This is a genomic window from Alkalicoccobacillus gibsonii, from assembly GCF_016798245.1.
Lineage (GTDB): Bacteria > Bacillota > Bacilli > Bacillales > Bacillaceae_D > Alkalicoccobacillus > Alkalicoccobacillus gibsonii.
This window is the reverse complement of the sequence record NZ_JAEUZA010000003.1, coordinates 650,165-673,396: the sequence shown is the minus strand read 5'-3', so window position 1 is coordinate 673,396 and position 23,232 is coordinate 650,165. Positions and strand designations below refer to the sequence as shown.

23 protein-coding genes, 4 tRNA genes and 1 riboswitch are annotated in these 23,232 nt (G+C 40.6%); of the genes, 3 read left to right on the top strand and 24 right to left on the bottom strand.

The window, feature by feature from the left end:
* Positions 1 to 332: 332 nt before the first annotated feature.
* The 9 genes from JNO66_RS15085 to JNO66_RS15045 all read right to left on the bottom strand — a co-directional run bounded on the left by JNO66_RS15085 (position 333) and on the right by JNO66_RS15045 (position 6,422).
* A tRNA-Ile gene (locus JNO66_RS15085) sits at positions 333 to 409 on the bottom strand.
* A 43-nt stretch (positions 410 to 452) separates the two neighbouring features.
* A tRNA-Gly gene (locus JNO66_RS15080) sits at positions 453 to 526 on the bottom strand.
* Positions 527 to 545: 19 nt separating this feature from the next.
* A tRNA-Pro gene (locus JNO66_RS15075) sits at positions 546 to 619 on the bottom strand.
* 26 nt (positions 620 to 645) lie between these two features.
* A tRNA-Arg gene (locus tag JNO66_RS15070) sits at positions 646 to 719 on the bottom strand.
* A 208-nt stretch (positions 720 to 927) separates the two neighbouring features.
* Positions 928 to 2,649, bottom strand: coding sequence for an assimilatory sulfite reductase (NADPH) hemoprotein subunit (gene cysI / locus JNO66_RS15065; RefSeq protein ID WP_203089326.1), 1,722 nt, complete (start codon positions 2,647 to 2,649; stop codon positions 928 to 930).
* A gap of 20 nt (positions 2,650 to 2,669) precedes the next feature.
* Positions 2,670 to 4,496, bottom strand: coding sequence for an assimilatory sulfite reductase (NADPH) flavoprotein subunit (locus JNO66_RS15060; RefSeq protein ID WP_203089322.1), 1,827 nt, complete (start codon positions 4,494 to 4,496; stop codon positions 2,670 to 2,672).
* A gap of 175 nt (positions 4,497 to 4,671) precedes the next feature.
* Positions 4,672 to 5,256, bottom strand: coding sequence for an ATP-dependent Clp endopeptidase proteolytic subunit ClpP (gene clpP, locus JNO66_RS15055; RefSeq protein ID WP_203089321.1), 585 nt, complete (start codon positions 5,254 to 5,256; stop codon positions 4,672 to 4,674).
* A gap of 17 nt (positions 5,257 to 5,273) precedes the next feature.
* Complete coding sequence (locus JNO66_RS15050) at positions 5,274 to 5,930, bottom strand: RNA polymerase sigma factor (protein WP_203089320.1); 657 nt, start codon at positions 5,928 to 5,930, stop codon at positions 5,274 to 5,276.
* Positions 5,931 to 6,017: 87 nt separating this feature from the next.
* Positions 6,018 to 6,422, bottom strand: a complete 405-nt coding sequence (locus tag JNO66_RS15045) for an Rrf2 family transcriptional regulator (protein ID WP_203089319.1) — start codon at positions 6,420 to 6,422, stop codon at positions 6,018 to 6,020.
* A gap of 152 nt (positions 6,423 to 6,574) precedes the next feature.
* Here JNO66_RS15045 and JNO66_RS15040 point away from each other — a divergent pair, with 152 nt between their 5' ends.
* Positions 6,575 to 7,495, top strand: coding sequence for an NAD(P)/FAD-dependent oxidoreductase (locus tag JNO66_RS15040; RefSeq protein ID WP_203089318.1), 921 nt, complete (start codon positions 6,575 to 6,577; stop codon positions 7,493 to 7,495).
* Positions 7,496 to 7,546: 51 nt separating this feature from the next.
* Here JNO66_RS15040 and JNO66_RS15035 read toward each other — a convergent pair whose 3' ends face one another.
* The 3 genes from JNO66_RS15035 to JNO66_RS15025 form a co-directional block, all read right to left on the bottom strand.
* On the bottom strand, positions 7,547 to 8,863 hold the full coding sequence (locus tag JNO66_RS15035; protein WP_246483297.1) for a TrkH family potassium uptake protein: 1,317 nt from the start codon (positions 8,861 to 8,863) through the stop codon (positions 7,547 to 7,549).
* Positions 8,864 to 8,927: 64 nt separating this feature from the next.
* Positions 8,928 to 9,584, bottom strand: a complete 657-nt coding sequence (locus JNO66_RS15030) for a potassium channel family protein (protein ID WP_203089316.1) — start codon at positions 9,582 to 9,584, stop codon at positions 8,928 to 8,930.
* A 33-nt stretch (positions 9,585 to 9,617) separates the two neighbouring features.
* Positions 9,618 to 10,028 carry an adenine nucleotide alpha hydrolase family protein gene (locus JNO66_RS15025; protein ID WP_203089314.1) on the bottom strand — a complete coding sequence of 137 codons (411 nt, stop codon included), beginning with the start codon at positions 10,026 to 10,028 and terminating at the stop codon, positions 9,618 to 9,620.
* A gap of 91 nt (positions 10,029 to 10,119) precedes the next feature.
* Positions 10,120 to 10,276, bottom strand: a riboswitch (cyclic di-AMP (ydaO/yuaA leader).
* A 136-nt stretch (positions 10,277 to 10,412) separates the two neighbouring features.
* On the opposite strand from JNO66_RS15025, the gene JNO66_RS15020 reads away from it, so the two are divergent.
* Complete coding sequence (locus JNO66_RS15020; protein ID WP_203089312.1) at positions 10,413 to 10,868, top strand: SAM-dependent methyltransferase; 456 nt, start codon at positions 10,413 to 10,415, stop codon at positions 10,866 to 10,868.
* Here the strand turns inward: JNO66_RS15020 and JNO66_RS15015 are convergent.
* The 6 genes from JNO66_RS15015 to JNO66_RS14990 all read right to left on the bottom strand — a co-directional run bounded on the left by JNO66_RS15015 (position 10,859) and on the right by JNO66_RS14990 (position 17,364).
* On the bottom strand, positions 10,859 to 11,059 hold the full coding sequence (locus JNO66_RS15015) for a hypothetical protein (RefSeq protein WP_203089310.1): 201 nt from the start codon (positions 11,057 to 11,059) through the stop codon (positions 10,859 to 10,861). The genes JNO66_RS15020 and JNO66_RS15015 overlap by 10 nt on opposite strands.
* A gap of 119 nt (positions 11,060 to 11,178) precedes the next feature.
* A complete protein-coding gene (locus tag JNO66_RS15010) occupies positions 11,179 to 12,207 on the bottom strand; it encodes a LacI family DNA-binding transcriptional regulator (RefSeq protein WP_203089308.1) in 1,029 nt (342 codons plus the stop codon).
* A gap of 74 nt (positions 12,208 to 12,281) precedes the next feature.
* Positions 12,282 to 13,937, bottom strand: a complete 1,656-nt coding sequence (locus JNO66_RS15005) for a glycoside hydrolase family 13 protein (RefSeq protein ID WP_203089306.1) — start codon at positions 13,935 to 13,937, stop codon at positions 12,282 to 12,284.
* 27 nt (positions 13,938 to 13,964) lie between these two features.
* Entirely contained in the window at positions 13,965 to 14,807 is an 843-nt protein-coding gene (locus JNO66_RS15000) for a sugar ABC transporter permease (RefSeq protein ID WP_273753760.1), read from the bottom strand.
* A 5-nt stretch (positions 14,808 to 14,812) separates the two neighbouring features.
* Entirely contained in the window at positions 14,813 to 16,060 is a 1,248-nt protein-coding gene (locus JNO66_RS14995; protein ID WP_203089392.1) for a carbohydrate ABC transporter permease, read from the bottom strand.
* Positions 16,061 to 16,101: 41 nt separating this feature from the next.
* Positions 16,102 to 17,364 carry a sugar ABC transporter substrate-binding protein gene (locus tag JNO66_RS14990; protein WP_203089302.1) on the bottom strand — a complete coding sequence of 421 codons (1,263 nt, stop codon included), beginning with the start codon at positions 17,362 to 17,364 and terminating at the stop codon, positions 16,102 to 16,104.
* Positions 17,365 to 17,579: 215 nt separating this feature from the next.
* Between JNO66_RS14990 and JNO66_RS14985 the strand changes: the two genes are divergently transcribed.
* Positions 17,580 to 19,340: a glycoside hydrolase family 13 protein gene (locus tag JNO66_RS14985; protein ID WP_203089301.1), complete on the top strand. Its 1,761-nt coding sequence runs from the start codon at positions 17,580 to 17,582 to the stop codon at positions 19,338 to 19,340.
* A gap of 18 nt (positions 19,341 to 19,358) precedes the next feature.
* Here the strand turns inward: JNO66_RS14985 and JNO66_RS14980 are convergent, their stop codons facing one another.
* The 6 genes from JNO66_RS14980 to JNO66_RS14955 all read right to left on the bottom strand — a co-directional run bounded on the left by JNO66_RS14980 (position 19,359) and on the right by JNO66_RS14955 (position 23,230).
* The gene (locus JNO66_RS14980; RefSeq protein WP_203089300.1) at positions 19,359 to 20,090 is read right to left on the bottom strand and encodes a MerR family transcriptional regulator; all 732 of its coding nucleotides are present in this window, start codon (positions 20,088 to 20,090) and stop codon (positions 19,359 to 19,361) included.
* Between the two features lie 61 nt (positions 20,091 to 20,151).
* Positions 20,152 to 20,601, bottom strand: coding sequence for a hypothetical protein (locus JNO66_RS14975; RefSeq protein WP_203089299.1), 450 nt, complete (start codon positions 20,599 to 20,601; stop codon positions 20,152 to 20,154).
* Positions 20,598 to 20,795: a helix-turn-helix transcriptional regulator gene (locus JNO66_RS14970; RefSeq protein WP_203089390.1), complete on the bottom strand. Its 198-nt coding sequence runs from the start codon at positions 20,793 to 20,795 to the stop codon at positions 20,598 to 20,600. Before JNO66_RS14970 ends, JNO66_RS14975 begins: the two co-directional genes overlap by 4 nt.
* 78 nt (positions 20,796 to 20,873) lie before the next feature.
* Positions 20,874 to 21,290: a GNAT family N-acetyltransferase gene (locus JNO66_RS14965; protein ID WP_210340888.1), complete on the bottom strand. Its 417-nt coding sequence runs from the start codon at positions 21,288 to 21,290 to the stop codon at positions 20,874 to 20,876.
* A gap of 224 nt (positions 21,291 to 21,514) precedes the next feature.
* Entirely contained in the window at positions 21,515 to 22,180 is a 666-nt protein-coding gene (locus JNO66_RS14960) for an HAD family hydrolase (protein ID WP_203089295.1), read from the bottom strand.
* 12 nt (positions 22,181 to 22,192) lie between these two features.
* Complete coding sequence (locus tag JNO66_RS14955) at positions 22,193 to 23,230, bottom strand: hypothetical protein (protein WP_203089293.1); 1,038 nt, start codon at positions 23,228 to 23,230, stop codon at positions 22,193 to 22,195.
* Between the last annotated feature and the right edge of the window lie 2 nt (positions 23,231 to 23,232).

Here is a 23,232-nt window from a genome sequence, read left to right as displayed (position 1 = left end):
CATGTATTAGGCACGCCGCCAGCGTTCGTCCTGAGCCAGGATCAAACTCTCCATAAAAGTGGTGAGTTGATTGCTCACTAGCACACGAAGTGCTGGCTTTGATGTTAGACACAGGATGTGTCTGAACTTAATCAAAGATCATTAATTGGCGTTGATGTCTCCATCAACTTTCCAATTGCGTAGCATAAGCTACGACTTTTTTATACTTATGAGATATCGTGTATCTCTTCGTACGCTTGGCTTTTGTTCAGTTTTCAAAGAACTTATGATCGCTTTACCTTAGCGACTTTTCTATTTTATCAAACAATGTTTTGTTTGTCAACAACTTTTTTTGGTGGGCCTGAGTGGACTCGAACCACCGACCTCACGCTTATCAGGCGTGCGCTCTAACCAGCTGAGCTACAGGCCCAAAAAAAGACATAAAAAAAGCACGTTCTGCCAAATATATAATTTGGAGCGGGTGATGAGAATCGAACTCACATCATCAGCTTGGAAGGCTGAGGTTTTACCACTAAACTACACCCGCGTGTTATAAAAGATGATGATCGGGAAGACAGGATTTGAACCTGCGACCCCTTGGTCCCAAACCAAGTGCTCTACCAAGCTGAGCTACTTCCCGAAGTCTATGTAATAGAAAATGATAAGCGCGCCCGAGAGGATTCGAACCTCTAACCGCTTGATTCGTAGTCAAGTACTCTATCCAGTTGAGCTACGGGCGCATGCAATGAAGTGAATCATCGTGCAACCTGTTTAAGATCAGTTGTTATCGTGTCGCTCTTAACGACAAGTAATAATATATCATGTTCATTTAAAAGCAGCAATAGTTTTCTCGAAAAAACTTTCAACTTTTTAAAAGTTTATTAATTCAAACACTTTAAGAATACAGCGCCTTTCGAGAAAGGCGCTGTATAGAAGGCTTTCTACCTACTATTCATGAAAATCCGTTCCTGAATTCACCTTAGCTACATATCCTGCTCGAATCACAAAGTCACCAAAGTGTTCCCCATCCTCGCGATGCTTCGCATAATCAGCAAGGATTGGCTTGAGTTCACTCAGAATCTCAGCTTCTCCAATATTCTCCCTATACAGCTTGCTTAATCTCTCTCCAGCAAACCCTGCCCCTAAATAAACATTGTATTTACCTGGAGCCTTACCAATAAAGCCGATTTCACCGAGCGCTGCCCGTGAGCACCCATTTGGACAGCCAGCCATCCGGATAACGATTTCTTCATCCTTTAAACCGGATTCTTCTAATAAGACATCGATCTTGGTAATAAGCTCTGGCAGATATCTCTCTGATTCTGCCATTGCCATCCCACAGGTTGGTAGGGCAACACAGGACATTGAATTTCTCCGAAGAGCAGAGTATTCTTTGCCATCTGTTAAACCATACTTTTCAACCAACTCGTTTATTTTACGTTTTTTGTGACTTGTCACATTACTAATGACTAGGTTTTGATTTGCACTTATACGGAAATCACCCGTATGAATGGATGCAATCTCTCGTAGACCTGTCATTAGTGGATAATCGTCAGTATCTACAATCCGCCCGTTCTGAATAAAAAGTGTAAGATGCCACTTATTGTTCGTTCCCTTAACCCAGCCATAGCGGTCACCATTATGCTCGAAGTGATATGCACGCTCTGTTTCAAGCTCCCAGCCTAAACGATCATTCAGCTCTTGCTTCACCCATTCAAGGCCTCTTGAATCAATTGTATACTTAAATCTAGCATATTTACGAATCGAACGATTTCCATAGTCCCTTTGAATCGTAATAATCTTTTCTGCTACATCAAGCAGCTGGTCTGGTGTACAGAAACCAATGACGCGTGAAAGTTGGGGATATGTATTCGTATCTCCATGAGTCATACCCATTCCGCCACCAACTGCAACATTAAATCCTTTTAGCTTGCGGTCTTCTACGATTGCAATAAAACCAAGATCTTGTGAGTAGACATCTACATCGTTTGAAGGAGGAATCGCAATACCAATTTTAAATTTTCTCGGCAAATAGTACTTCCCATACATAGGCTCTTGTTCTTCATCAGCTGAGCTATCCACTACCTTCTCTTCGTCTAACCAGATTTCATGGTACGCTCTTGTACGAGGAGACAAATAATCACTTAATTTACGTGCCCATTCATATACTTCCCCGTGTATCTCAGATTGATATGGATTTGGGTTACTCATCACATTACGGTTTACGTCCCCACATGCAGCTAGCGTATCCATTAATGAATCATTAATCTCTTTAATGCTCTTTTTCATGTTCCATTTAAGGATGCCATGCATTTGAAACGCCTGTCGTGTTGTTAATTTTAACGTTCCGTTCCCATACTCTCTAGCTAAACGATCCATCGTTAGCCACTGATCAGGAGTTGCCACACCACCTGGAGCTCTTACTCGAACCATAAATTGATACGCTGGCTCCAATTTTTGCTTACGGCGTTCATTACGTAAATCCCGATCATCCTGTAGGTAACTGCCGTGAAACTTCATTAAACGATTATCCCAATCAGGAATTCCCGCTGAAAGAGGACTCTCCAACGTTTCAGCTAGTGAACCACGCAAATAATGGCTTTCTTCTTTTATTTGTTCTACATCACTTGGAGGACCTTCCTGTGCATGAATCTTATCTACCTTAACCATGATATTCTCCTTCCACCGTCTTAATAGACATCTCTCTGATAACGTTTCTGCTGCTGCATGTCTGCAAGATACGATTCTGCTTGGTCAGAGGTTAATCCACCCTCAGTCTGTAAAATGGATAAAAGTGTGGCATGCACATCGTGAGCCATGTGTGCCTCATCACCACACACATAAACCACAGCACCTGCTTCCAACCATCTAAAAAGCTCTTCCTTGTGTTCAAGCATTTTGTGTTGAACATATATCTTCTGTTCTTGATCTCTTGAAAAGGCGACATCTAGTTTTGTTAATACGCCGTCTTCTAGCCATTTAAGCCATTCGGTTTGATATAGAAAATCAGTCATAAAATGCTGTTCTCCAAAAAATAACCATGATTCCCCTGACACATCACGTTCTTCACGATCCTGTATAAATGAACGGAATGGCGCGACTCCTGTACCAGGACCCACCATAATAACTGGTGTTTGTTCACCTTCTGGCAGCTTGAAGTTTTGATTTCGCTGAATGAAAACTGGAACTGTATCACCAGGCTCTAAGCGTTCAGCGCATTGTACTGAGCAAACGCCAGCTCGATCTCTGCCGTGCGATTCATATCGAAGGGCACCGATGGTTAGGTGAACTTCGTCAGGACTGGCCTCATAACTGCTCGCAATAGAATAGAGGCGAGGTGGTATCTTCCGTAAAATGGACGTAAACTCAATTTCATCTGCTTGGATCGGACCATAATCATTTACTAGATCAATAAGATCTCGTCCAGATAAATACGTTCTTAACTCATCCGCATGCTCCGGATCAAGTAAGCTCTTTAATTCCTCATTCGTTACAAACGGAACGAACTTTTCTAATAAAGGCTTTGAAAGAACTGTAATTTCGTAATGACTGATCAGGGCCTCTCTTAATGAAAGAAGATCACCTTGTTTGTTGATTTGAATTGATAATTCCGGGTTATACCCAGTTACTCGTAATAGTTCATCAACTATGGATACGTTGTTTAACGGGAATATTCCAAGACTATCGCCCGGCTCATAAATTAAACCAGATCCCTCTAATGAGAGTTCAATATGTCTTGTTTCTTTATTGGATCCGCGACCATTAAGGTTGATATTTTCTAATACCTCCGCCTGGAAAGGATTCTTTCTTGAGTAGGATGTTTGATCAGCACTTTGTGTTTGAGTATCAGCTACAGCAACATCCCCTGAAGAACCCACTTCTGTAACATCACTTATTCCTCTAAATACACCTTCAAACCATTCTTCGGCATCATCTGTAAAATCAACGTCACAGTCCACTCGAGGATAGAGCCTTTTACCTCCAAGCTCCTCTAAGCGTTGATCAATATCCTTACCCGTTTTACAGAAGAATTCGTAAGAGGTATCACCCAACGCAAGAACAGAATAATGCAAATTATCTAGCTTTGGCGCTTTTCTTCCATTAAGGAATTCAATAAAGGATAAAGCATTATCCGGTGGGTCTCCCTCACCGTGCGTGCTTGCAACAATTAATAAGTTTGATAGATTCTTTAACTCTTTTGGCTTATACTCACTCATCGAAGAAACAGTTACTTTAAAACCTTTGCTTTCGAGCTTTAATCCAAACTCTTCCGATAAGCTCTGGCCGTTCCCTGTTTGTGAGCCGTATAGAATCGTGATCTCTTTTGATACCGGAGCCACATCTGTTTGCTGTGTAGGCTGCTGGGTCAAAGGCTCAATTGTACTGGCAGTAGCTTGACTAGCTGCTAAAAAGCCACTAATCCAAATCTTTTGTTCAGTTGTTAATGTGGGTATTAATTGATTCAATAAGTCAACTTGCTCTTGAGAAAAAGGACTATTCTGAATATGAAGTTGCAACGATTTCCACCTCACAAAAAAGATAATCTACAATCATCTTATTATTAGTTGAAATTACTATGTACTTTCCCATATTAATCTACTACTTTATCCTAACTTCATCATTCCTATGTGTCAAATAGGTTTTAGTTTTTTAACGTAAAAAAGAGCGCACGTTTAAAGGTGCGCCAATCGCTTATTCGGACGTAATAATTTTATCAATGAGGCCGTACTCGAGTGCTTCTTCTGAAGTCATAAAATAATCGCGATCCATATCTTTGGATACCTTTTCTTTCGCTTGGCCTGTTTGACTTGCTAAAAACTCCTCTAGCTGCTCTCGAAGCTTTATTATACGGCGAGCACTGATTTCAATATCGGCCGCTTGACCCTGCGCACCTCCTAAAGGTTGATGGATCATAATTTCACTATTTGGAAGCGCCATCCGTTTTCCTTTTGTTCCAGCAGTTAAGAGAATTGCACCCATTGAAGCAGCCATACCTAAACAGATTGTTTGCACCTTAGGTTTAATTAAGTTCATCGTATCAAGAATAGCCATTCCAGCTGAGGTTGAACCTCCAGGACTATTAATGTAGAGAGAAATATCTTTTTCAGGATCTTCTGCTGCAAGAAATAATAACTGTGCAACGATACTATTTGCAATTGGGTCATTCACTTCTGAACCAAGAAAGACAACTCGGTCTTTAAGCAATCGTGAATAAATATCATACGTTCTTTCCCCTTGGCTTGTTTTTTCAACAACGTATGGAACCACATTCGTCATGAATAATCCCCCTTCATTTAAGCGGCCATCTGAAGACAACTTGAAAATGATGTAACGGCCATTCTTGGTTGTTTTCTTTGTTTATTCTCTGCAAAATAAAGGCGAAGTAATGTACTCACATCTCCATTTGCTAAGATCGTCCGATACTGCGAAACGACCTCTTCCTCTATCGTTCGCTCATTAAATAAATTAGCATGAACACTCTTCCTTGCTCTGTGTAAGCTCGATTTAATGGACCCTTCAGACATTCCGAGAACACGAGCCGTTTCTTTTAAGGAAAGGCCTAATGCTTCAACAAATAAAAACACGGTTCGTTGCTTTGGTGTACAGGATTTTAGCAATTGTTCAATCGCTTCATCAGCGATGCCAGTTGTCGGACTAGCATCACCTGAAATCACATCCTTATGCTCAGTCAGCACTTCTTCAATCTTCTTTTTGCGTAAGCGATCCGTCCAAGTATTAGAAGCGATCTTGTGTAAGTAAGCTTTGGAAACCGGCACTTGTTTATGGAGTGAATAACGATACAGTTTTTCTAACGTTTCTTGCATCAGATCCTCAGCGTCCCATTTTGTATTGGCAATGTAGTGACAGTATCTCTCTAATGACTTTAGATGCGGAGAAACCAGTTCTTCAAAGTTCCCGATATCCTGAGTACATTGGACTGTTGATCGCATGTCTACCTCCATCTCTTTGACTTCACTTATATAAACGAAAAAACCGTTCATTAAGATACGGTTTTTCAAAAAAAGAATAAAATAAGTTTACTTCTGTGCCAATTTGCCTTTATCTGCAATATCCCCAATCATCTGTGACTGTAAGTATTCATCCATCTTTTTCTCGGAATTCATCATGACGTCTTCGATTAAGCAACCTGGCTTATTACTTTCACAGCCTTTAAATAAGGGAGCGTTCCCTTCAATCGCTTGAATAATCTCCAGAAACGAAATTGTATATTTATCCCTGCTTAGACGATAACCGCCCTGTGCACCTGAGTGAGATTCGATCAGTCCTTGTTTTGTAAGCTTCGTCAATATCTTCGAAAGATAAGATGACGATACTCCTTGATGATCCGCTAGTTCTTGAACTCCAATGATTGGGTTATCGTCCTGCGAAGCTAAATACAACATCGTGTGTAACGCATAGTTTGTTCCCTTTGAATAATTCATTTCATCACCCGGCATTTTAATGTAGTTAATGGTATTATCTCAATTCACAATCGCAAGCGTCAATAAACAGTAGTGTTGCATTTGCTTTTTTAGACGATTTCACCTATTATAGATATACAGTATCTATAATATACGTGAAGGAAGGCGATAAAATGCAACCAGATAAAATTATGGATTGTGCGATCATTGGAGGAGGTCCAGCCGGGCTAGGTTCAGCCCTCGTTCTCGGAAGATCCCGTAGAAACGTTCTGCTATTTGATGATGCAACGAACCGTAATCAAGTGACACATGAATCTCATGGCTTCCTCACCAGGGACGGTACAACACCCTCTGAGCTTAGAAGACTAGGTCGCGAGGATGTAGCGGCATACCCATCTGTTACAATCGTTGATCAGAAGGTTTTAAGCATCACACCTGCTAAAGACGATTCTTTCTTTACCCTTACAACAACTGATGATCAAACCTATTATGCAAAAAAATTAATTCTTGCCGTCGGTTTTAAAGAGTCTCTCCCTTCCATAGAAGGAATACACCACTTTTACGGAAAAAGTGTTTTTAATTGTCCTTATTGTGATGGCTGGGAATTAAAAGATCAGCCTCTCATTATCATTAATGATACAGAGCATGCCAGTCATATGGCGAAAGTCCTCTACAATTGGTCAAAGGATCTAGTGTTAGCGACAAATGGATCCGAATTTAAAATAGAGCCTGACGTAAGACAAAAGCTCGAAGCGAAGGGCATTAGAATCAATACTAAAAAAATTGTGCAGCTTTCAGGAGAAAATGGACAGCTTTCAAGCGTTACGTTTGAGGATGGCACAAAGCTTCATCGTTCTGGAGGTTTTGTGGCGCCTACTTTTATTTTCAACCCACTTAGAGAAAAGATGAACTTTGAGTTAACGGAGCATGGCGCATTGATTATTGATGACTTTGGTCGTACATCAATAAAAAACATCTATGCAGCTGGAGATGCGATTAGCCCCGCCTATTCTCAGCTTATTGTCTCAGCAGCATCTGGACATAAGGCAGGAATTGGCGTGAATTCAGATTTAACAGAAGAATTATTTGCATAGCGACAAAAAAAAGATGACGAATTCCTAAAAAGGATTCCGCCATCTTTTTTCTTATCCAATTAACACATGGTCTTCTGGATATCCAAGCTTAGACTTGCGCTTCTTCTCGGCTAACGCATAAGCAAGCGTCAGTGGTCCTAAGCGGCCTACAAACATCGTGACTGTCACAATTGCTTTTCCTGCATCCGTCAGTTCACTTGTAAGTCCCATGGAAAGTCCAGCCGTACTGAATGCTGATGTCGCTTCAAAAAGAACCTCCATAAAATGCTCTTCGTAGATCCCCTCTGTTACGGTCAAGAGCAATGCGACAATAAGCACACACAAAATGGAACTCATCACGACTGCAAGTGCTCGCATGATTACATCCGTTGAGATCTTGCGTTCAAATGCATGGATTTGGCCTCCACCACGGAATGTGTTAATGGTAGCTAGGATTAACACAAAAAACGTAGTTGTTTTAATGCCACCCCCAGTTCCCCCAGAAGAAGCACCAATAAACATCAGTATGATTAACACAAGCTGAGAAGCTGACAGCATAGAACTGATATCTATCGTGTTAAACCCGGCACTTCTCGCTGTTGCACTTTGAAAGAATCCAGACCAGATTCGTTCAGATACACTTAATTGACCAAATGTTTGCGGGTTTAAGGTTTCTAAAGCAAAGAGAAGAACAAACCCTATCATAAGTAAGCTGCCTGAACTCACTAACACAATTTTAGTGTGTAAGGATAAAGGCTTCCACTTTCGCTTTCGAATTAATTCCACAATAACGATATAACCTAAGCCCCCACTCACAAGTAACCAGATGATTGTAAGGTTCACAATTGGATCGTTTACGTACTCAGAGAGACTATCCGACCAAAGCGCGAATCCAGCATTGTTAAACGCCGAGATCGAATGAAAGATCGCATTGTATAATGCATCAGAAAAACCCATATCTCCCATCCAACGTAAGGTTAAAATCGCTACTGCCACCATCTCAAAAGCAAACGCAATACACACAATGTATAGACATAGCTTTACCAACCCTGAAGAAGACTTAGATTGCGTTGTCTGTTGAATGATCAATCGTTGCCTTAATCCGATTCGTTTTCCGAGCAGAATGGCTATGATCACACCCATGGTCATAAATCCAAGTCCACCAATTTGAATAAGGACAGCTATAACCACCTGACCAAAGGTAGAAAATACAGTGCCAGTGTCAACGACCGCCAGCCCATTTACACAGACGGCAGAAGTTGCTGTAAACAATGCATCGACCAGGCCAATTGATAGTCCACTTGCGGATGAGATAGGTAACGCTAATAACAACGCTCCAATTAAAATAAGAAAAAGAAAGACGAGCATCACAAATTGTGGTGGGCTCATCTTGTTCGTCAACTTTGAAAGTTTAACCTTTAGTACATTCTTTTGATGAATATGGGGCTCCATGTTATTCATACTTACGTTCCAACGCACTAATATCTTCATTCGCTCCGATAATAAGAAGGGTGTCTCCTGTTCGAATCTTATCTTCGGCTAATGGTGAAATATTAATACCGTCTGCTGATTTGATAGCCATAATATTCACGCCATATTTGGCACGAACATCAAGCTGTTGAATCGTATATCCGTTCATTGCAGCCGGTGCATTCAGTTCCACTAAGTTATAGTCAGGAGACAACTCAATGTAATCAATTAAATTATCTGAGCTTAACTGTCTCCCTAAACGAATACCCATATCTCTTTCTGGATAGACCACTTGATCCGCACCAATTTTCGTTAAAACCTTCCCATACATAATGTTCTTTGCCTTGACCGTCACCTTAGGAATGTTCATTTCCTTCAGGAGCAGTGTTGTTAGAATACTCGATTGTAAGTTCTCGCCAATTGCAACAATGGCATGGCTAAAGTTCCCTACTCCAAGTTCCTTCAATACCTCTTCATCTGTCGAGTCGGCCTGAATGGCATGTGTAGCAATGGATGACATACTTTGAACCAAATCAATATCTTTATCTACAGCCAGAACCTCATGCCCAGCCTCAACTAATGTCTTAGTCAGACTGCTACCAAAACGTCCTAGACCGATTACGATAAATTGCTTTTTCAAGAATCTCTCCTCCTACACATCCCTTGTTCCTTATTATCTGCTTGAAGGAACGATATGCAAATCAATGTCACCCATCTTACTTACTAGACGGTTAATGAAATCTCCTTTTTTCAGAAGCTCCCATCTTGATTTACTGCATTCGCTGATCACAAGCTGCGTGATTTTGTTCTCACGTGCTTGATCTAGAATAATTTGCGGAAGCTTATCCTGTCCGTTATACGTTTGAAAGATCGAGTTCATACGTTCATCATCGACCAAATCCTGACAGCCTAATCGTGACAATTGATCCTTGCAGCGATTCTCATCTTCAGACTGTCCACTTAAATACAAAATATATAAAGGAGAATCAAACATTTGTGAAAGCTGTACCCCTCTTTGAACAAGAGGATCTCCGTTTTGATTCTCTGAAATATGGCATACCATAATTTTTTCTTCCATGTTCATTTCTACATACCCTCCTAAGGTCGTTTAACAGCACAAAAAAACTCCAAGAAAAGAGAGCATCATCTAGGAGCTTTTGGCTTCAGCATAGATCGTTCTCTCTCAAATACGCATACGAGGTTAGCTGACGGATTCGGACTTGAGAGTGCCCGTTATTCCTTACACAAAGGCAAGTGAACAATTAACCCCAGAGTTTACAAACTCAATGGTTCCCCCGTTATTTCAATCGAAATATTCTGCGCTCATCTTTTATTTCTAAAGCTGATCATACGCCTCTTAATCAAAGAAATAAAGCATTTTTTTTATTTTTTTCAAAGAAACTTTTAGGAGTATTATGTACAATGATAAGTATACTTATATCTGTATATTTTTAGGAGGAGTGATAAAATGATCAAAATGGAGCCAATCGGCTTTGTAGCAAGCGAAAGAAGCGAAGTAAAAGACGATCATTGGGGAATGGTTCAATCAAAGATTTTGGTTAATCATTCATTTTCAGAAGAATCTTTATTTGAGATCGAATCATTCTCTCATGTAGAAGTAATCTTTTATTTCCATGAAGTGGAAGAGGATAAGATTATTATAGGTGCAAGACATCCACGAAATAATGAAGCTTATCCCTTAACAGGAATTTTTGCTCAGCGAGGCAAAAATAGACCAAATCGATTAGGACTGACGACTGCTCGTATCATTAAACGAGAGGGGCTCACACTCTTTGTCGAAAATCTGGATTGTATTGATGGCACACCTGTCCTCGATATTAAGCCTGTGATGAAGGAGTTTCTTCCAAAGGGTTCCATCACACAACCGACATGGTCTCACGAACTAATGAAACATTATTGGTAGCCTGACACAAACAATCCACCAAGAAGAGGCATGGCAATCAAGATCAGTAATGTGATCAGACCAGAAGATAGCGCCCATTTTTTTATACTTGGCTCTAGTCCAAACAATGTATCTAGGATACCGTTTAAAATGAATACGATAAGATACGTTCCACCAAGGATAATGAGCATATAAGGAAGATAATCAATCATTGTGGTCACTCCTTTTATGACAGTTTTACCCATTGTATCATATGGCATAGAGTACGGACGACCTCATTTACAGAAAAAAAGCCTGAGAATTTGTTTCCCATTCACAGGCTTTTTCGTCTTTATTCTACATATGTTTTACTTGTGGCTCTTCGAATTAAGTGGTGATCTACAATTAGACCTTTGGGCGGTGTCTCGGGATCAAGAATTCGTTGACGAACCATTTGAGCCGCTTTATACCCCAACTCAAAAATACGAATATCTAACGTTGTTAGTGGGGGAGTAGAGAGCTTTGACATCAACACATTATTAAAGCTAACGACCGACATGTCATCTGGTACAGAAATATTCATACTAAATAACATGCGAAGGACACCCAACGCCATTAAGTCGTCTGTAACAATCATGGCTGATGGCGGCGTTTTTCTCGACATCAATTCAATAACGGCTTTCTCCCCACCCTCAAATATTTCATCATGGTACACCATTAATGATTCATCAAGTTCAATTCCTGCTGCTTCTAACGCTTCACAGTAGCCGCTTTTTCGGTCAATCGTTACAAATGCATCACTTCTACCACCAATAAAGGCAATCCGTTTATGCTTTAGGAGCAGCAAGTACTCTGTCATCATTTTTGCTGCTTGAACATTATCATTGTTTACGAAGGAAACCGATTCTCTCAGCTGCGCTGCAGGTTGTCCTACAATTACAAACGGAAAAGACTTTTCTAGAAGAAAGTCGATGACCGGATCATCAATGGTTGAATACAGCAGAATGAGTCCGTCCACGCGACGACTGTGTACCATATCCTTCACTTCATCAAGAATGGCTTCCTCCGTTTGACTTGTAGACAAATATAGTCCATATCTTTTTTCGTTGGCTTCTGCCGTGATACCACGTAAGACTTCAGGAAAAAAAGGATTTTGGAACGGAGCATAGCTTGCACTCGGCATAATTACTCCGATTACATTTGTTCGGTTATTTACGAGGTTTCTCGCATTTACATTAGGATAATAACCGAGCTCCTCCATCACACTTCTTACTTTTTCCTTTGTCCTCATACTAATGTTTGGATTGTTTGCAATGACTCTTGAAACGGTAGAAGGAGCTACATTCGCCCGTTTGGCAACGTCTTTTATAGTGATTGTCATCGTGTGTCCATCCTTTACAAGCAGGCATATATTTACATACACTCTTTCATAATGACAATGAGTACTCTATTTGTCTAGAGTGATTGATAAACTCTTGCTTCGTATGGCTGGAGTTGATTACTTGTATTTGTTTTATAGTTACTCAACACGCATCTCCCTAATGAGATCTTTTCAAATGCTTTGCTTTCTTCTGAAAGGTTCACAACCACTGTAAAAGTGGCTTTCTCGTCTAATCGTTTGTACATATAGATGCGTTCATCGTTCGCATCGCATAATTCATAGGCTCCATTAATGAACGTTTTGTTCTTTTGTCTAAGTTCAATCATCCGACGATAATGGTTCAGAATAGACGAGTCATCCTTCTCTTGCTCTTTTACATTAATCTGTTTGTAATTAGGGTTCACCTTCATCCATGTTTGTTCGCATGTGCTGAACCCCCCATTTGATACGTCTGACCACTGCATAGGAGTGCGCGAATTGTCCCTTCCTTGACTCCAGACAACCTGCATCACTTCTTCATGAGATTTGCCCTTCGCTCGCTCTTGTTTGTAATAATTACGCATTGACACATCATCGTAATCATCAATTGAAGGGAATTGGACGTTCGTCATGCCTATCTCCTGTCCTTGATAAATAAAAGGCGTACCTTTCATAAAGAAATAAAGTGTACCCAATGCTTTTGCACATACATTCCAGTAGTCCGTATCATCTCCCCAAGATGATACGGAACGCGGCTGATCATGATTTTCAATGAAGAGAGCATTCCAGCCAACTCCTTCAAGTCCATATTGCCATTTAGAAAGAGCTTCCTTAAGCGCCTGAACATCAAGTGTTTGTTTAGAATCTTTACTCCATAAACCGAGATGTTCGAATTGGAAAACCATATTAAACACTCCGTCTTCTTCTCCAACCCATGCGCGCACGTCATCAGGATCTTCCATACTTACACCATTTGCTTCTCCTACTGTCATCACATCATATTGATCCAGTGTTTGTTGCTTCATTTCTTGCAGGAATGGTTGAATCCCAGGACGATTCATGTGACCGTCAAAGGATTGAACATAAGGTTCATCTTCGCTTGTTTTCGGGATGTCTGGCAGTCCTTCTACTTTTTTAATATGACTTATCGCATCCACTCGAAATCCATCAATCCCTTTATCAAGCCACCAATTCATCGTTTCGTACAACTGATGGCGTACGTCTGGGTTCTCCCAATTTAGATCTGGCTGTTTCTTCGAGAAGATATGAAGATAATATTGCTCTGTCTCTTCGTCCCATTCCCAAGCTGAGCCATTAAAGATCGATGCCCAATTGTTTGGTTCAGACCCATCTTCTTTTGCGTCTTTCCAGATATACCAATCTCGTTTTTCACTTGTGGTAGAAGATCTAGATTCAACAAACCATTCGTGCTCATCTGAGGTATGATTAATAACCAAGTCAATGATCATCTTCATCTCTCGCTTGTGTACTTCCTCTAATAACTGATCAAAATCAGCCATCGTTCCAAACTCTGTCATAATCGCTTTGTAATCTCGAATATCATAACCATTGTCATCATTCGGTGAGTCATACATCGGACTCATCCAAATGACGTCAATCCCTATCCATTTTAAATAATCTAGTTTCTTAATGACTCCCTGCAAATCCCCAATGCCGTCACCATTTGAGTCATAAAAGCTTCTTGGGTAAATTTGATAGCATACAGCTTCTTTCCACCATTGGTTTTTCATCTCTTTTAACCCCATTTTCTAAGCGTATTAACCCTTCGTTGCACCAGATGAAAGGCCTGAAATTAAATATCTCTGTAAGAATAAGAAAACAATTGAAATCGGAATTGCAATTAAAACGGTCCCTGCAGCAAATCTTGTAAAGTTATTAGCAAACTGGTCACTCACAAAATTAAATAAACCAAGCGCCAGTGTATAATTTTCTGGACTCCTTAAGACAATTCGTGGCAGGATAAAATCCATTAATGGCGACATAAAGTTAAACAGGGCCACCACGGCAAGGATTGGTTTAGCTAATGGCAACATGATGGTGAAGAAAATTCGAAAGTGACCTGCACCGTCCAGCTTGGCGGATTCGTCTAGCTCTTTAGGGATCGTGTCAAAGTATCCTTTTACCAGAAATGCATTCATCGGAATCGCTCCACCTACATAAATCAACACCAACCCAAACAATGAATCAAGCAATCCAATTGTATTTAAGAGAACATAGATTGCAACCATCGCCATAATAACCGGGAAGATTTGTAGAACTAAAAAGAAGTACAAGCCATTTTTTCTTCCTACAAACTTATATCTTGAAAAAGCATATGATGTTAAACAAACGATGATCGTTGCTGAGATCGATGTAGCAAATGCGACAATGAGTGAATTCTTATACCATTGAACGTAGTTGCTTTGTTCATCGAAGAAAAGCCATTTGTAATGCTCAAGAGACCAGTTCTCAGGAATAATGCTTGAGCTATAAAGGTTGGTTCCTTCATTTAAAGAAAGTCCGATTGTCCATAGTAATGGATAACCAATGACAACAAACATACATGCGATGAAGAGATAGATGAACCCAACTTCTATCCGCGATCTTGTCTTTTGTTTCATACTCATTACTCCCCTTCCTTAAATGATCTACTTTTACGAAATTGAAAAACAGCGAATACAGCAACGATCAAACCGATAATAATTGAGATTGCGGCTGCCATACTGTACTGAGAGTTTTCAAAGGCTAGGCTGTATACCCAGGATATGAGGATGTCTGTTCCACCTGCATTTTGCCCTCTTACTGGTGGTCCCCCCTCGTTAAATAGATAAATAATGTTGAAGTTATTAAAGTTACCCGCATATTGCATGATTAGTAGCGGTGCTGTTGCAAACAACACATGTGGCAAGGTAATAAAACGAAACTTTTGGATACGGCTGGCTCCATCCATGTCCGCAGCTTCGTACCAGTCATCAGATACACTTTGTAAAACTCCCGTAAATAAAGCAAATACAAATGGGAACCCGAGCCACGTTTGAATAAGAATCAACGCAATTTTCGCCCAGAATGGATCTGTCATCCATGGAATTGTCGTATTAAATAACGGTTCTAGGAGGTCACGATTGATTGCTCCAAAACCATCGTTAAATAGCGCTGCAAAGATTAGAATCGTCACAAAACTTGGAACAGCCCAAGGCAGAATTAATACCGTACGAATGAGACGTTTAAATTTAACCCGCTTGTCATTCACCATGACTGCAAGAAGCATGGCAAGTACGATTTGTGAAGTTGTCGCTATAGCTGTCCACACAATGGTCCAGGAAAGTACAGAGAAAAATGTATTTCGCCAAATAGGGATCGTCGCTAAATCAATAAAGTTCTGAACCCCTACCCAATCTAGTACATTCCTTGGTGGCGCATTAAACAAGTTATAATTTGTAAATGCAAGAACGATCATAAATAATAATGGAAAAATGACCGCAATAAACAACAGGATTAGACCTGGTGTTATAAGGACATAAGGGAAGCTTTTATCCCACGAGTGTCTAAACCCATCTCTTAGACTTAATGGCTCATGACCTTGCTGTCTGCTTCTGGCAATCCTTCGCGCATCTCTGATGTTTAATATATAAAAAAGAGCTGCAAATAAAGTTAAGAACACGGCCACAATCCCTTGACCAATTAACGTTCTAGAATCATCCACTCCAGGTAAGGTTCCAAGAGTTGCAAGTCCCCAGAATCCAATGTTTAGAATGTCATAGAAGACAATACCAAAGGCGCAAGCAAGCACAAAGAAACAGATTCCTTTTACTTTTTGCTTATTATAAAGTTGCCCTAAGCCTGGTATGATTGACAGTAATCCAGCTGTTCGAATAGAGTTTGCATTCTCTACATGAGGTGAATTGTGAACTGGCTTCACTCCTCACCACCTCCCATAATCTCAATTTCGTCCTCAATCATATCTTGTGTTTCAACAAGTACTTCCTCGGCATCGTCCCCATTACTAATGAAGATTAACGCATCTCCTAACGGCTCCCATACAGCAGAAACTGCCGGTACGTTTGGCATAAATGTCGCATACTCTAACTGTTCAATAAATGCATCATAGACTTCATCTTCAAGGTCAATATCGCTACGCGCAGGAATTTCTTTTGCATAATCAAAGAAAATTTCCGAGCTTTCCTTACTTGTCATATATAACGCAAGCTCTTTTGCCCAGTTAATATGTTCACTGTATTCGTTTACCATCCACCCTTTTACCCCGGCGAATGATTCAAGTCGGTCTCTATTAATCTTTGGAAGAGGTGCCGTACGTAAGTTATCTCCAAGCGCATTGCGATATTCATTTATACTCCAAGGACCAGAAACCACTGCACCAACATTCCCTTGTAAGAACAATCCATTCATAATGTCCCCGTTCAGATTAGAAGGAAGATAGCCTTTTTCATACCAAGAGCGAATTAACTCTGTACCTTGTACCGTTCCTTGGTTCGATATGCCAAGATCGTCTACATCGTATACACCTTGATCTTCACCGAAGAAGTATCCTCCGTAAGCCGCCAAAAATGGATAGGCAAAAAAGGCATTCTGCGCTTCAAGAAGAAATCCATATTGATCACTTGATGAATCTGTTAGGTCTTCACCAATTTGCTCAAGCTCTTCAATGGTTTCTGGTGCTTCGGGTATGAGGTCGGTATTGTACATCAGAGCGTACGTTTCAACCGATGCCGGAATCCCTACCTGAACACCGTTGTAACTTAACGCGTCTAGCGAACCATCAATATAGCCTTCCTTTTGCTCATCTGTTAGCTCTATTTCTGCAGCCACTCCTTGAAGATACGCGTTACCAGTCATATCATGTGGTTGAAAAAACAAGTCAGGTCCTCTACCTGAAGGGGCGTCGAGTGACATCGCTTCCAATTGATCAAACAATCCAAACGGAACAAGCTGTACCTCAATTCCTGTTTCTTCTGTAAATTGCTCAGCGATCACTTTGTAAGCTTGCAGGTACGTTTCCGTGTCATGTACCCAAACTCTCAATGAATCAGGTTTATTCTCTTCCGTCGCTGGTTCTGGCTGCAACTGTTCTAGAACCCCACTTCGATCTGGTCCACAAGCCATTAAAGTAAAAGAAAGACCAATCACAGCAGGCCACATAAATCTCTTTCTTTTTGTCATGTCCCTTCCCCCTCTAGTGTATAGTCAAATCATAAAACCATTTACGCAAACGTTTGCACAAAAAGACACAGGTAAAACTTTTCACTTCAAAATTAGTATAATTAGTACCTTACTATTTAGCAATAGTTTTTAGGAAAACGCTTGCATTTTTTCATTGACAGCTTTAAAGTCATCCTCTACACTTTAGCTATCTTAAGATTTCGGAGGTACCATTTATGATCCTGTCTGCCATTAATCACGATCAAGCGTATTCGGAAGTCTACTCCTCATCTGACAAATCTGTCACGATTCGTATCAGAACAGCTCAGGTTGATGTCCAGCAGATTACATTGTTACATGGTGATCCATATATCTGGAAAGAAGGTAAATGGCAGTTTACACAAAGCTCTATGACTAAGATAGGTAGCGATGGTATACACGATTATTGGACAGTCACTATAGACTTACCTCATTCACGGTTGCGCTACGGATTCTATCTTCAATCCGCCGATGCGTTCATTGTTTATACAGAACGAGGTTTCTTCCAAGAGATTCCTGAACATGTAGCGCCATTCTTTTGTCTTCCCTACCTACATGTAGAAGAGCAGTTCTCTCCTCCAGACTGGGTGAGTAACACTGTTTGGTATCAAATCTTTCCGGAGCGTTTTGCGAACGGCGATCCTTCCATTAATCCCGATAATACACTAGCATGGGGAAGTGAAAAACCAAAAGTAAACTCTTTCTTTGGTGGCGATCTAAAAGGCGTTCTTGATCATTTAGATCACTTAGTTTCTCTTGGCATCACAGGCATATATTTTACCCCTATCTTTAAAGCATTCTCTAATCACAAGTACGATACCATTGATTATATGGAGATTGACCCGCAATTTGGTGATCATCACATGCTAAAAACATTGATTCAAGCTTGCCATGAACGGGGAATTCGCGTCATGCTTGATGCTGTGTTTAACCACAGTGGATATCATTTTGAGCCCTTTCAAGATGTCTTGAAGAACGGGGCGCAATCTCCATACAAAGACTGGTTTCACCCACATAGCTTTCCATTACGCCCTTCTGATAAAATACCAAACTACGAAACCTTTGCCTTTGAAGGGACGATGCCGAAGCTTAACACTTCAAATCCAGAAGTAAAAGACTATCTCCTTCAAGTAGCACGCTATTGGACCCAGCACTTTGACATTGACGGCTGGCGATTAGATGTGGCAAATGAAGTAGATCACTCATTCTGGCGAGAATTCAGACAAACGGTAAAAGCGATTAACCCAGATGTCTATATTTTAGGTGAAATCTGGCATCGCGCTTCTCCCTGGTTACAAGGAGATCAATTTGATGCTGTCATGAACTATCCGTTAACAGATGCGATTCAAGGATTTGTTTTAAACAATCACTCAACCAAATCCTTCAAAGAATCAGTTACAAAACATTTGTTCAGCTATCCACATACCGTCAATCATGTTCAGTTTAATTTGCTTGGGTCCCATGATACGGCGCGTATTTTAACAGAAAGCAAAGGCAACAAACAACATGTAATGCTTCAATACCTGATGCTCTTCTCCATGCCAGGTTCACCTTGCATCTACTACGGGGACGAGATTGGAATGACAGGCGGAAATGATCCAGGCTGCCGAGACTGTATGATCTGGGATGAAGACAAACAGGATCTAGACTTATTGTCCTTTATGAAAACGTTGATACTTTGGCGCAAACAACTACAACCAATGGGTTCAGTTGATTCAGTACAGTTTCATGAATCAGGCGACGATGATGTATTGATCTATTCCACTCATCAAGAGAACGATTTTCTAATTTACCTTTTCAATCGTGGATTGACTTCTGCACAGATCACTGTTCCAGAACACTTTAAAAATGAAAACCTCATAGATATTGTAGACAACAGTCATTTAGACACCCAAAAACCTTTAATCGTAAGTAAAGAGAGCTTTCGAATACTAAAAAAAGCTGCAGATCCAGAATGATCAGCAGCTTTTCTTCTGTTATTTGTTCTGACTTGCATATTCCTTCATTGCATCACGCATAAATGCGGCAAGTCCCTCGCCAAACTGGTCAATATTTTCGGTAAAGCGATCATCAGCGACGTACATCTCTCCGAGTCCTGCAAACGCATCAAGTGAATAGGTTCCAATCTTATTTAGGAACGTGAACCATGTTCCAATAGCCTCTTGCGCTTCCTTACTTGAAGGATCTAGATGACGGATAGACGCGAGGTGGCGATAAATCTGGTTCATTTCTTCACCCATCTCTTTTTCATTTCCAGCTACGTTTGCTGCCGCTTTATCAACTACCTCGTCACCCCAACGATCTCTTGCTTCTTGCTCGTGTTTATTCCATCCTGAAAAATCAAATCCTGCAAATTTTTCTTGATTCGACATCTGAATCTCACCCTTCTTAAATCTGAGCGTCTTATCAATCGTACGAATCATTTGGTCAAGCTGCTTTCTCTTCTCGCTCAACAAAGAGCGGTGAGATTGCAAGGCTTCAACCTGATCAAACGAAGGACGACTCATGATTTCTTTGATTTTTTTAAGAGGGACATCTAGTTCCCTGTAAAAGAGAATCTGCTGTAAGTCATCAAGATTGCGTTCAGAGTATAAACGATAGCCAGAATCGGTCACTTCGTCCGGACAAAGCAAACCGATCTCATCATAGTGATGTAGTGTGCGCACACTAATTCCCACAAGATTTGCTACCTCTTTAATCTTCAGCAACGACTTCACCTCCCTCAAAATCAACCTTAAGCTATTACGTAACGTGAGAGTCAAACGTTTTTTAATCGATAAGTTCTTTATTTTTGGTGTAGGATTTTTTAAGTGATGTGTAGTTTAAGAAAAATAGTATAAGTGCGCCTACTAAAGCAAAAATGATTGTCGTAAACCAGTCATTACTACTTAGGAGTATTGACATCATTGCAAAGATTATAAAATATATAATTGATTGATATACGAGTTTCTTCTGCTGTTTCTTGAAGTCTTTTGATCGTGCAACATCCGTAAATTCAATACCTGATAAACTGTATCGGAGTGTGGTGTATGTAGCATACAAGCCGAGTCCAATTAGCACCACAAGCTGTGTTGTCCAATTCTGTGAGAGAAGTTCATTTATCATTAGAGCAACTACGAAATAAATTAGTAACAGGACTCCACCCTCCGCTAAAAAAAAGATCACTCTCTCTCGTTTGTACTCATCATCTGGTAAAAATACAGAAATCCACGACTTCATTTGTTTACCTCCCAAAATAATTGATCCAATGTCTTATCAAGTTTTATAGCAATCGCTATACACAGCTGTAAACTTGGATTATATTTTCCTTTTTCAATTAGTCCAATCGTCTGCCTTGTTACCTTTACCGCTTTAGCAAGCTGTTCCTGCGTTAACGATTGTTCCACTCGAGCGACTTTAACATTGTTTTGCATCATTATTCACTCCAAAAAGCAATATATACCTTACATAATGTAAAGTATATATTGCAATGCTAGTGAGGTCAAATGCAGTTATTGTTGCTTGATAAATGTAACGATTTCAATACTTTCTGGTGTTACGTGTTCTTCCATTAATACAAAGCCGTTCCTTACATAAGCTTGAACGGCTGGTCTGTTTAATTTAGCAGTGGAGACTTTTAATTGAGTATGGTATTTCAAAAGAGTTCTCACGTGGTTGATTAAAGACGTAGCGATTCCTTTTCTAAAGTGCTCAGGATCAACCATAAGCCTTGTGATGAGTAGAGTGGAACTATCCATTTGAATAGAGATCACAGCTACCAGCTCTTCCTCTTCGAAGAATCCGTAGAAATGACCTAAATCCTTTTTATAATCTTCGACTGTTTCCTGAAGTGGAGGAAATGAATGTACTCCAATTAGGTTCGCCTCCACTTCGTAAGATTTCATTTGGATGTTCCAAACCTCCGTCATAATAGTAGCATCGTTTGTGTTAAGCTGTTTAATCATTCGCATCCTTATGTCGCCGTATACACTAGCGAACCCCGATCTTTAGAATTTGTACTGAAGGTATTGTTCGCATTGATCTTAATGTTTCACTTTACTCTTTAACGCCTCACTTTTACCTCTTACCGTTTCACTTCACTCATTATCGTTTCACTTTTGCCTCTTATCGTTTCACTTTGCGACCTATCATTTCACTTCTTATCTTTACTTCCCCCCACCTCTGAGCACCTTTTCAAATACTCTAGCAACTCAGAGGTACTCAGAAAGACCTCGTCTCCCTTCACTGTAAGGGTTGGTTGATACCCTGGCAGCCAGTGCACTTCACCTGTTTGCACATGCGCTCGCTGTCCAGCTAAGAGATCGGCATCGCTATCGCCGAGATAGATCGCGTCTTCTCTGCGTGCACCTAACGTTTGAAGAGCAAGCTCAATGCCTTCTGGGTCTGGTTTGGGCTTGTTCACATCATCTCCTGAGATTAACACATCGAAATAGGAATGCAGTTCTAATGCTTCTAGGGAGATATCCAAGCTTCGTTGCGCTTTCCCTGTTATAATACCAAGTCGATACCCGGAGGACTTTAGCTTCTTCAACAACACCCGAATCTCTTCATCTTTTTCAACAAGCTTGGTATGGTGCTTAGAGTAACTTGCGTAGTAACGTTCAATCGCTGCTTCTATGTCAGTGTGGTTCAACTGATTTCGGATAATTCCTGTTTCAGATGGACCAAACATCTTAACAATGTCTTCATCTGTTAGCTCTACTTCATCAAACGAATGGAATACGTCTTGAAATGCTTTAAAGCAAACGGGCAATGTGTTGGCTAGTGTTCCATCAAAGTCAAATAGAATCGTTTTCATTCGATCACTCCCTCATCGATTATCTTGTATTGCTGGATTCAATGACATAATGTGCTCAGCGTGTTTCCTTAACTTAGGTAAATACTCTCTCACTGCATTGACTCGTTGATCTAAATCCGTTCGGCCTGTTATCCCTAGATCATGTAATAGCTCGTTAAATCCCTTCATGGATAAAAGGTGGGGTGCATCGAGAGCAAAGACCTGATGGCATCTTGCATAGGTTGCTACCATCCAAAAAATTGCCTCATGATGGTGTCCTTTTTGAATGAGTTCTCGACTTCCCTGTATGGAAATAGCCTTTGCTTCTTGTGTGAGATCTGTGCTGAAAAAGAGGGGTGTTTTGGCTACTGAGGCAGCTGCATCAAATGTTTCTTCAAGTCGTTCCAAATGTAAGGTTATCCTCGTGGGGCCGAGGTGCTGACAGCCTAAAACGGTTAGAAGGTCCATATAGACATGATCTAACTCATAGTATTGCAGCATGTCTTTTACTTTAAGATAGCGCAGACGCACAGTTGGATTTCGCAGATCTGCTACTAACAACACATGAGTCATCACTCCAGTTGCAAATAACCAACCCGTCACTTGTTCAGCCCATGTTTGATGAGAGGGGATTGTGTTTAAATTGTTTGTCATTCTAGAAAATGCATCTTCACACCTTGCTTCTACCCCATTTCGTTTAAAAAACTGGCTCTCCACAAAAGACTGCACCTGCTGTAACTCTCCAGTCGGATCTAGTAAGATCGTATTCTTTTTTAAGCTGTTAGCTAGATGATAGGAGCGTAGTGCACTGTCTGCGTGACTAACGACAGACCAAGGTAGATACGTTACATCCAGACAAACTCCACTAGTACGTATTTTTCCTGGTTTTGGTGGGACAGGATCACTATCTACTACAATGAATACATCCACATCAGAGCTTACGGATAACTCATCCAATTCATTTAACTCCGTAATAGAACCCGCCAGGTAGGCACTGTGGAACGACGGGTGAGTAATAGAAAACTGAGAAATCCATTCGAATGTAATTTGCCTTGCTTCTTTGACATTCATGA